Below are 9,478 nucleotides of genomic sequence, written 5' to 3'. Positions count from 1 at the left end.
AAAAGGTTCGCCATTTTATGAAAACAGCCAGTCCATTCCCGGGTGGCCGACATGGTCTCGCAAAAGTGTAGCGGTATTAGGAACAGCTATTTAGCAAATATCAATCAGGGTCAGGGAAAATATAACGGGTTTAAAACTAAAGCGATTTATATCGGAACCTGATTTAACGCTTATTCCCGGCCACAGATGATTCACATCTCAAGTATGTTTAAGAGCAAATGTTGTTTTCATGATTGAATATACTGTTCATTGAAGACGCCGCCAGTTGCCTGCACACTGGCAGGCAACTGAACGCCAAAATCATGCCTGCGGGATGTCTTCCAGGCGGAAATAAACAGCCAGCCCATACTTGCGTGCAACCTCGATATCCATATCGGCCCCTCTAGACTTGCCTTCAATGCGATATATGGCATCACATTTTGCGATCAGACGATGCGCAACCGTGTAAAACATAGACTCCGCAATTTCATCATCAATAGCTTTAGAGCCTGCGGCTTTAGCCAGGGGCAGCGCCAGCCATTCGCCAATGACGGGAATGTGCCCCCGCTGGTATACCTTTAGCGCGGCATTTTCCAGCCGGGCAAGATTGGCCTCGATAAGATCTGGTTTCCCGTCAGTACCGCTGCGGTAGGGGCCGGCGATAAGAATGAGTTGTTTCATGCTGAGAACCTCACAGAATACTTTTCAGAGCAACGTGATAAAGCAACATAATGGTTTTACCATCGACGATCAGGCCACGTTCAACGGCGCCTAGGGCAGCATCGATGGTCAGCTCTAACACTTCGATATCTTCACCTTCAGCTTCTATTCCGCCGCCCACGCCAGCCTTGTCACCAGCATCATATTCAGCGATGTAAAAATAGAGTTTCTCCGTTACCGACCCCGGGCTCATGTAAGCTTCGAAAACCTTCTGCACGCTGGAAACGCGAAAGCCAGTTTCTTCTTCAACTTCCGCTTTTATGCGGTTTTCTGGATCCATATTGTCGAGCAGCCCTGCGGCCGTTTCGATCAGATAACCATCGTGACCGTTCATGAAGACCGGAAAACGAAACTGACGCGTTAAGATGACGGTTTTCCTGTCACGGTTATAAAGCAGGATGGTAGCCCCATCACCCCGATCGTAAACTTCGCGGCTCAGTCGCTGCCAGTCGCCGTTTCTGCGATGAATATCAAAGGTATATTTTTTAAGCGAATACCAGTCATCGGACAATATCCTGTCCTCGACGATCCGTACTTCTGCACGTTTGGGTTGCATGTTCACTCCTGTTTACGTAGTGTTCGCATCATAAACAGCATCATCGTGCCAATTCAAGATCAATCGTGCAATAACATGCATGAACATGCATTTTCAAGGACTACCCTATGCTTACTCACCAACGTAAACAGCTCATTCTGGAGCAACTTCATGTCGAAGGTCAGGTTCTCTCAAAAACTCTGAGTGGACGATTTAACGTTTCAGAGGACACTATCCGCCGGGACCTACGCGAGCTTGCCGCAGAAGGCCACTTGCAACGTGTTCACGGCGGCGCCTTGCCCTCCTCTTCTGCAGTGGCCACTTTTTCTGAGCGTAAGTCATTAAAAACTGATGCTAAAGTTAAGATTGCCAGAAAGGGAGCCGAACTGATTTCCTCAGGCCAGGTGGTAATGATTGACGGGGGAACAACCACATCCGAGCTTATTGCCTGCCTCGCCGATGACCTGCGTATCACGGTGGTGACCCACAGCCCCAGTGTCGCTTTGGGGCTTATTGATAAGCCTTTCATTGAGGTGATTTTGATTGGCGGCCGCCTCTACAAGCACTCTATTGTCACCGTCGGGGCGGCGGCGATTGAAGGCATCAGCAACATTCATGCGGATATTTTCTTCATGGGTGTGACCGGCGTGCATCCCGAAGCAGGGTTAACCACGGGTGATTACGAAGAAGCATGCATAAAACGTGCATTTTCCGGCAGAGCCGCAGAGACCGTCGTGCTGGCGTCACCGGAAAAGATCAACACCGCTTCATCATTCGTAATCGGCGACCTGGGATTAATCAACACAGTCGTGATTGACAGCGATACCGATGAGAATTGGGTCAACAGTATGGAAGCAAAAGGCATCACGGTGATGAAAGCTTAATGCCCGTTTACTGATACAATTCTGTAGAATTCCATGCTTAGCTGAACTTCGCCATGAGGCGAGGAGCGTATCTGTGTGCAGCCAGTTTCAGCTTTCTATCCCATTTCGCTACTGATAAAATCTGTAACGCTTTGAGATGAAGCGTCTGGTTTTTTAGGATAATTAATACATTATATAAAAACAGGGTAACGTTAATGGTTTCAAATTTTTTATTAAGCGTCATCATTCCTTGCTATAACTGTGAGGATTACATCTATGAGTGCTTAAGCTCCGTATATGCACAAATAGACGATCGCGTCGAGATCATTATCGTCAATGATGGCTCTACAGATCGTTCCCTCGAAAAAATAGATTTTTTTATAAAAAACCACACAGCAAGAGAGATTAAGGTTATCTCGCAACAAAACCAGGGCATCTCAGCAGCCAGGAACGCTGGCATCAATATGGCAGTGGGACATTATTTAGCATTACTTGATGGAGACGATCTTTGGGAGAATACATTTTGGGGAAAAATAAAACCCATACTAGAGAGCAAGAGTGTTGATTTAATTGAGTTTAATGCAAACCGTTTTTATCATGGAAATCATAACATACGCACACCTGTTGTAATGGTCACCAGAATGGGATTTTTAGACATAAAATCCCTGCTAGATCTGCGCGATGTTTTCCAGCGAAACGAATGGTTCCCATGGTCCAGGGTTTATAAAAGAGAGTTATTTAATAAAGTACATTATCCTGTCGGTCGGAACTATGAGGACGTTGCCACAACACCTTTAATTTACAATGAAGTGAAAAGCATCTATAGCCTTACGGATGAACTACTTCTTTACCGAGTAAGAGAGGGCAGCATAACAAACACACCAACAAGAAAAGATATCGATGATGTTATCTTTGCACTGGCTACATTTAGAGAAATACTTGATAAAAGTGATCCAGATGCAGCGAACATTCTGGCCCCTGCCGTACACTCCACATACGGCCTATTAAGAAGGATCAGTACGAATGTGCATGGTTATTGTTTCTTTGATGCCGATCAGATCAAGAAAATAAAATCACTGACCTTACCTTTCAGCAAGAATGAAAGAATCAGCAAGAGAATAAAACTCTACTTCCTCAGAGAGTATTGTCAGCTTAACAGAATAAAATTCCTCATTAAAAATAAGTTTTTACGTAGATAAATTAAAAATTTTTATTGCTGTTGGTAAATATCCCCCCTGAGTAATATCCTCCTAAATTACTCAGGATCTACGACTCAATTCCTGATGCATAAAATCAATCAACGCTCTTATTTTACCGGGTAAATAACGCCGGTCGGAATAGAGCGCATACAGCTGCAGCGGGGCTGCCGTTTGCTCCAACTCAATTTCGATTAACCGGCCATCGTTAATGTAGGGCTGGCAGGCTTGTTTCGCCAGAATGGCAAACCCGACACCTGCTACCGCCGCTCGCCCGGCCATCTCTCCGCTGTTTACCCGATAATGCCCTTTCACCTTGATAGTCTCGAATCCCCCCTTTTTATTGACGAACTGCCAGGGCGCTCCTTTCAATGCACTTACGGTTGTAATACAGGGCAATGCTTCAAATTGCTGTATGCGAGCAGGCGTACCATAACGCTGAATGAGAGACGGAGCTGCAACCACAGTACAAGGGATAGTCAACAGATGACGGGCAATATAGTCGCTGTCATCCATCTGGCCTCGGCTAACAATGATCGCTAAATCCAGATCGTCGCGCAGGGATTCAAACCCGGACAGATTGGTGACACAGCTGATTTCCAGGTCCGGGTGCCGACAGGCAAAATCGGCAATAATCCCCCCTAGCAATGCAGGCCCCAGTTCATTCGGAATACAGATACGTAGTGGACCCTTGAGTTGCATTTGCCGCAAAGTTAATTCTGTCTCAGTCTGCTCAAGCGCCTCAACCAATGGTTTCGCCCGGGTATAAAGCAGATGCCCCGCCTGGGTGAGTTTCATATGCCGGGTACTGCGCTCAATGAGCTGCAGATTCAGTTTTTCTTCTAACTGAGAGATACAGCGACTCACGTTTGATGTCGGCATCTCAAGCACTTTTGATGCCCCAACAAAACTTTCTCTTTCCACCACGGCAATGAACACTTTCAGGGTATTAAAATCAAGCGCCGGACGCATCAACTATCCCATAAATGATAATAATCAGTGCCACTTTTACCACCTAATCACCGGTATTGATAGTAGTTAAACTCGAGCATCTTTCATCCACAGGTTGCCTGTTATGCCACCCGTCACACAGACGTTTAACGATAAATCCCTCATGCGGATAGCGCTTATCATGGCTTTTGTCCAGTTCACTAACGCGCTGGAATACATGATGTTTAACCCTGTTTTTGCTTTTATGGCCGCAGATTTCTCAGTGCCTATTTCATTCTCAGGCTATGTCTCTGGGATGTATACGTTCGGGGCCGTCCTGTCGGGCATTATGGCCTTCTACTGGATCGGTCGTTTCAACAAGAAACGTTTTTTACTCGCCAATATGGCGCTGCTGGGCCTGCTGACGCTTTTGACTACATTCACCTCCAGTTTTAACCTTCTGCTGGCATTGCGATTCTGTGCGGGCCTGGTGGGAGGGACAACAATGGGAGTGGGGATTAGCATATTGATCAATCGCGCCCCCGCTAACTTGCGCGGAAAAATGCTGGCAACGGTGATTGCGTCATTTTCGCTAGTAAGCATTGCAGGCATGCCCACAATATTATATCTGTGTGCTCATTATGGCTGGCATGCCGCGTTGTGGTTAATCAGTACCCTGTGTTTATTAGCCTTGCCACTTATTGTCTCCTTTATCCCTCGAGATCCGGTCTCCTGCGACACATCCCCCACATTGCCTCTCGATAGAGATACTTTACTGTTCGCTTCGGGCAATGCGCTGGTGCAGTTTAGCCCGATGCTGATCATCCCGCTCCTGGTGCCATTAATGACCCGGCAGTTGGGTGCTTCACTGGAGCAGTTGCCCTGGCTGTTCTTCGCCGGAGGCATTGCCGGGTATCTGTCTACCAAAATGACCGGTGCTTTAACGTCACGTTTTTCTGCTTTGAGTCTGGCTGCAGGCTCAACCCTCGTTTTTATACTGAGTTTGCTAATCCCCGTGCTGGGCTATCCGCACTCGGCGTTATTTATTATTTTATTTCTCGGGGCATCTTACAGTCGCCTGGTTTCCTCTTCGGCGCTTACTATTCAGTTTCCAGATGACGGGCAACGAGCGGGATTCGCTTCCCTACAGACATCAATAATGTATCTGATGACAACAGTCGCATTTTTCCTGTCAGCCTTTCTCTTACCCGTTTATGACACAGCACCAGAGAATATGAACACGTTGCTGGGGCTATGTGCCATTTCCGCATCAGGATTCCCGGTTATCGTTATTATTCTGCAAAAGAAACTGGCTAAACGGGCAATTCAGGCTGAACGTCTTATTAGTGAGTAGAGTCCTGGCTGATGACGTGCGAGGCGGACGAAAAACAAGGGTACCAAGTGTATGGCAGCTAAAACTCAACGTTCTCCAGGAAAATATTTATTGATTACGGTATTTACTCAGTGCTACAAAAAAGGCAGTTTTTACCATTACTGTTCCAGATCCCTTACGCAAACAAGAAGATAATAAAATGATGAAGTCAGTTCAGACAACAACCACAGTGACCACCACCACCTTCTGCGGTGTGGACGGATCTGTGACTGGCTTCTGACGAAACAGATTCTGAATCCCCGCCAAACCGGACGGGGAAGAAAATATCTCCGTTCATAACCCTTTGAATGGAGAAAAATATGATGTTATCTGAAAATGCACTTTTAATTATCGACATGCAGCAGGGGCTTTTCCATGGGCCCACTTCCCCGTATTTCTCTGACGCCGTTCTGTTAAATATTCAACTGCTGATTGAAAAAGCAAGGCAGGCTGAGGTGCCCGTATTTTTTGCCCGCCACACCGGACCCAGTAACTCCCCATTCTCAGAGCAAAGTCCGTTAACACAACTGATACCCGAACTGAACGTAAATGCTGAACAGGATGTGGTGTTTATAAAAAAGTATCCCAATTGCTTCCGCGATACTGAGCTTCAGCTACAGCTTATTCAACGAGGTGTTAAACAACTGGTTATCGCCGGGATGAAAACAGAATTTTGTGTGGATACGACCTGCCGTGCAGCGCCAGAGCTTGGGTTCAGGACCGTACTGATTTCAGATGCGCATACCACAATGGATAACAAATATTTGTCGGCGAGTGAAATCATCAACCATCACAACGTTACGCTGGCTGGACCGTTTGTCACGCTTGCCACAGCGGCTGGCTGGTGCTTTCACTCTGAGAAATGAGTCTTATCTGGGCCGCCCCACGGCGGCTAAAAAAACCTAACTTCAGCTTCTGGAATGAAGCTGACGGGCGAGGACCTAAGGGATGGCGTTAAGTGAAAACTAGAGACGCTTTCTCTAGAAGATATGCCTGCGCTTCCACTCCTCAACGACATCTCCCAAATTTTTGGGCACATCGTTTCGTATCCATGCCATAAATTCGCGATCGAATCGAAAACGCGGTCCACACTCATCAATCATGAAACGGCGAACGTTTTGCGTATTTTTGTAGTTTTTATCCACGACAGTCGAGCGTGTTAGTACAGCACAGTGCCAGTCGATATTCACGTGTTAACTCCTGTAATAAGCAACCGATATCACGGGCACTCAGCAAATGCTTGTGATAATGCCCACCAATTATGGCAGTCCCAATTCGCGATTTTCATTTTGTGTATCCCTCCCTTTTTAGGCTAGCTTATAACCCCAGCCCGTTCATATCAGGGCATGAATCCATCCTGTGATGCTCGATATCGATTACCTTGGGAAATCATAAAAATGAATAAGGCAAGTTTTGTTCGTATTTGGTTTGTAGTGTCAACCATTTTCTCTTGCAATATTGCAGGTAGACTGGTTGGCGACAATTTCTTTAATGGCTCCCAAGTTCCATGGTTAATAGGAGCACTTACCGCGATAGCAATATGCTGGTATTCCTCTGACAAACTTAAGAACATCGTATGACCTGGAACATCTGAAACGAATAGCCAATATCAAATCTAAAACGGAATAAATGAGGTGGGGTTTGGGGAAATATATTTGGGAAAATTTTAAGTAAGCAGTAAAAAACGGGAACCCTGAGGCTCCCGTTGTCACATCACCAGCGGCGCTGATTACATGTGTTTAATGATAGCGTCGCCAAACTCTGAACATTTCAGCAGTTTAGCGCCATCCATCAGACGCTCGAAGTCATAGGTTACGGTCTTAGCTTCGATAGCGCCTTCCATACCTTTAACGATAAGGTCAGCTGCTTCGAACCATTCCATATGACGCAGCATCATTTCTGCGGACAGAATGATGGAGCCTGGGTTTACTTTGTCCTGGCCTGCGTACTTAGGTGCGGTGCCGTGGGTCGCTTCGAACAGCGCGCAGTCGTCGCCGATGTTAGCGCCAGGGGCGATACCGATGCCGCCAACCTGTGCCGCCAGGGCATCAGAAATGTAGTCGCCGTTCAGGTTCATACAGGCGATCACGTCGTATTCCGCAGGACGCAGCAGGATCTGCTGTAGGAACGCATCGGCGATCACGTCTTTTACAACGATCTCTTTGCCGGTGTTCGGGTTCTTGATTTTCACCCACGGGCCGCCGTCGATCAGCTCGCCGCCGAACTCTTCACGAGCCAGCTGGTAGCCCCAGTCTTTGAACGCGCCTTCGGTGAACTTCATGATGTTGCCTTTGTGCACCAGGGTCACGGAATCACGGTCGTTGGTGATCGCGTATTCAATGGCCGCACGTACCAGGCGTTTGGTGCCTTCTTCGGAACAAGGCTTGATGCCGATCCCGCAGTGCTCAGGGAAGCGAATTTTCTTCACGCCCATTTCATCACGCAGGAACTTGATAACTTTGTCCGCTTCAGCGCTGTCCGCTTTCCACTCGATACCCGCATAGATATCTTCGGAGTTCTCACGGAAGATAACCATGTCGGTCAGCTCAGGCTGTTTCACCGGGCTTGGGGTACCCTGGTAGTAACGTACCGGGCGCAGGCAAACGTACAGATCCAGCTGCTGACGCAGGGCAACGTTCAGGGAGCGAATACCGCCGCCAACTGGGGTAGTCAGTGGGCCTTTGATGGCCACGCGGTAGTCACGAATCAGGTCCAGAGTTTCTTCTGGCAGCCAGACGTCCTGGCCATAAACTTGGGTAGATTTTTCGCCGGTGTAGATTTCCATCCAGGAAATTTTCCGCTCGCCGTTGTAGGCTTTTGCCACGGCAGCATCCACCACTTTAATCATGGCAGGGGTCACGTCCACACCAATACCGTCCCCTTCAATGAACGGGATCACCGGGTTGTTAGGAACGTTGATTTTGCCATTTTGCAGGGTGATCTTTTTACCTTCCGCCGGAACGACTACTTTGCTTTCCATTCACCTCTCCTTCGAGCGCTTCTGGTTTTTTGTTAATGATTTGTAATTTGCGGGCTCATACTACTGCAATATCGGGCTCGCGCCAATCACTCATCTTTTACGGTGGTACGACTGAATCAATTCAGCTAAAAATTGTTTAGTTACTGCCGTTTTATGAACCAAATTTCTGTGCCATCAAGAACATAACATTCATCCCTGAATAGAGGAACTTATGACAAATCAAAATGAAAAAGTTTTCTGTGATGGTATTTGAATTTTGTTACATCTTCCGCAACATGCATGCCTGATACGCCATAACACTAGGCTTGTGGTAAGATTTGGGCCGTATAACCCCTCCTAAAAGTCAGCCCGGAGCACCAGGCTGCGTCTTCTATAAGGACAATGGAATGAAATTTCTACCGTTCACCGTCGCCACTCTTATGGGGGTTGCAGGGATTGCGCATTCCGCACCTGTCTCATATATCTGCGAAGAATCCGCCATCACTGAAGGTCTGGAAACTGAGTGGACGGCCGTTCTTGATGTGGATTACCAGACAGGCGCTTTCCGGCAGTTAACGGTAAAAAACAAAACCTATACCGGTTTCACCATGAACACCCAGGCAGTAAACGTCTGGAACTCCATGACTCGAAAAGGCGATGCACCGGCACTAGCTATTTACGAGAAAGACTACGATCCCCGCAAAATTGACGGTACTTATCAAATTGGCCTCTTTGGCGCTGCTGAAGGTGTCAAAGCTGGAGACGTGATAGAGATCATGCCGCCTTTTGGTGAACCCGCCTACTACTGTTACAAGAAAGGCAGCCTGAAAGATAAAATCATGACTGACCTGCGTCGTTCACACAATGCACGCGTGACCGGGCAGTAATTCCAATAAGACGCAAATCCCGGCTTATCCGGCCATC

At 47.3% G+C, this 9,478-nt stretch carries 10 protein-coding genes; 5 read left to right on the top strand and 5 right to left on the bottom strand.

Translation table 11 applies throughout. From position 1 onward, the window contains the following. Positions 1-300 precede the first annotated feature (300 nt). The gene (locus tag B9Y90_RS14940) at positions 301-660 is read right to left on the bottom strand and encodes a DUF4406 domain-containing protein (protein WP_085541685.1); all 360 of its coding nucleotides are present in this window, start codon (positions 658-660) and stop codon (positions 301-303) included. 10 nt (positions 661-670) lie between these two features. Next, on the bottom strand, positions 671-1,255 hold the full coding sequence (locus B9Y90_RS14935) for an NUDIX hydrolase (protein WP_085541684.1): 585 nt from the start codon (positions 1,253-1,255) through the stop codon (positions 671-673). Positions 1,256-1,362: 107 nt separating this feature from the next. Here B9Y90_RS14935 and B9Y90_RS14930 point away from each other — a divergent pair, with 107 nt between their 5' ends. Together B9Y90_RS14930 and B9Y90_RS14920 are read left to right on the top strand one after the other, a co-directional pair. Continuing rightward, a complete protein-coding gene (locus B9Y90_RS14930; protein ID WP_039292088.1) occupies positions 1,363-2,118 on the top strand; it encodes a DeoR/GlpR family DNA-binding transcription regulator in 756 nt (251 codons plus the stop codon). A gap of 194 nt (positions 2,119-2,312) precedes the next feature. Beyond that, on the top strand, positions 2,313-3,296 hold the full coding sequence (locus B9Y90_RS14920) for a glycosyltransferase family 2 protein (protein ID WP_085541682.1): 984 nt from the start codon (positions 2,313-2,315) through the stop codon (positions 3,294-3,296). Between the two features lie 60 nt (positions 3,297-3,356). On the opposite strand, the gene B9Y90_RS14915 is transcribed toward B9Y90_RS14920, so the two are convergent. Further along, complete coding sequence (locus B9Y90_RS14915; RefSeq protein ID WP_085541681.1) at positions 3,357-4,265, bottom strand: LysR family transcriptional regulator; 909 nt, start codon at positions 4,263-4,265, stop codon at positions 3,357-3,359. Positions 4,266-4,368: 103 nt separating this feature from the next. Between B9Y90_RS14915 and B9Y90_RS14910 the strand changes: the two genes are divergently transcribed. Further along, on the top strand, positions 4,369-5,577 hold the full coding sequence (locus B9Y90_RS14910) for an MFS transporter (RefSeq protein WP_085541680.1): 1,209 nt from the start codon (positions 4,369-4,371) through the stop codon (positions 5,575-5,577). A 338-nt stretch (positions 5,578-5,915) separates the two neighbouring features. Continuing rightward, the gene (locus B9Y90_RS14905) at positions 5,916-6,461 is read left to right on the top strand and encodes a cysteine hydrolase family protein (RefSeq protein ID WP_085541679.1); all 546 of its coding nucleotides are present in this window, start codon (positions 5,916-5,918) and stop codon (positions 6,459-6,461) included. A 114-nt stretch (positions 6,462-6,575) separates the two neighbouring features. On the opposite strand, the gene B9Y90_RS14900 is transcribed toward B9Y90_RS14905, so the two are convergent. Continuing rightward, positions 6,576-6,785 (bottom strand): DUF6434 domain-containing protein, encoded by a 210-nt coding sequence (locus B9Y90_RS14900; protein WP_085541678.1) that lies wholly within the window; start codon positions 6,783-6,785, stop codon positions 6,576-6,578. Between the two features lie 539 nt (positions 6,786-7,324). Next, positions 7,325-8,575, bottom strand: a complete 1,251-nt coding sequence (icd, locus tag B9Y90_RS14895) for an NADP-dependent isocitrate dehydrogenase (protein WP_039292075.1) — start codon at positions 8,573-8,575, stop codon at positions 7,325-7,327. A 386-nt stretch (positions 8,576-8,961) separates the two neighbouring features. Here icd and B9Y90_RS14890 point away from each other — a divergent pair, with 386 nt between their 5' ends. Next, complete coding sequence (locus B9Y90_RS14890; protein WP_085541677.1) at positions 8,962-9,441, top strand: hypothetical protein; 480 nt, start codon at positions 8,962-8,964, stop codon at positions 9,439-9,441. The last annotated feature ends 37 nt before the right edge of the window (positions 9,442-9,478 follow it).

The organism is Cedecea sp. NFIX57 (assembly GCF_900177785.1).
Lineage (GTDB): Bacteria > Pseudomonadota > Gammaproteobacteria > Enterobacterales > Enterobacteriaceae > Cedecea > Cedecea neteri_C.
This window is presented reverse-complemented; position numbering and strand designations above follow the sequence as displayed.

Excerpts from the sequence above, each read along its gene's own strand:
- B9Y90_RS14930 (WP_039292088.1), top strand. The coding sequence starts at position 1,363 with ATGCTTACTCACCAACGTAAACAGCTCATTCTGGAGCAACTTCATGTC.
- B9Y90_RS14910 (WP_085541680.1), top strand. The coding sequence starts at position 4,369 with ATGCCACCCGTCACACAGACGTTTAACGATAAATCCCTCATGCGGATA.
- B9Y90_RS14915 (WP_085541681.1), bottom strand. The coding sequence starts at position 4,265 with ATGCGTCCGGCGCTTGATTTTAATACCCTGAAAGTGTTCATTGCCGTG.
- B9Y90_RS14890 (WP_085541677.1), top strand. The coding sequence starts at position 8,962 with ATGAAATTTCTACCGTTCACCGTCGCCACTCTTATGGGGGTTGCAGGG.
- B9Y90_RS14935 (WP_085541684.1), bottom strand. The coding sequence starts at position 1,255 with ATGCAACCCAAACGTGCAGAAGTACGGATCGTCGAGGACAGGATATTG.
- B9Y90_RS14940 (WP_085541685.1), bottom strand. The coding sequence starts at position 660 with ATGAAACAACTCATTCTTATCGCCGGCCCCTACCGCAGCGGTACTGAC.
- B9Y90_RS14920 (WP_085541682.1), top strand. The coding sequence starts at position 2,313 with ATGGTTTCAAATTTTTTATTAAGCGTCATCATTCCTTGCTATAACTGT.
- icd (WP_039292075.1), bottom strand. The coding sequence starts at position 8,575 with ATGGAAAGCAAAGTAGTCGTTCCGGCGGAAGGTAAAAAGATCACCCTG.
- B9Y90_RS14905 (WP_085541679.1), top strand. The coding sequence starts at position 5,916 with ATGATGTTATCTGAAAATGCACTTTTAATTATCGACATGCAGCAGGGG.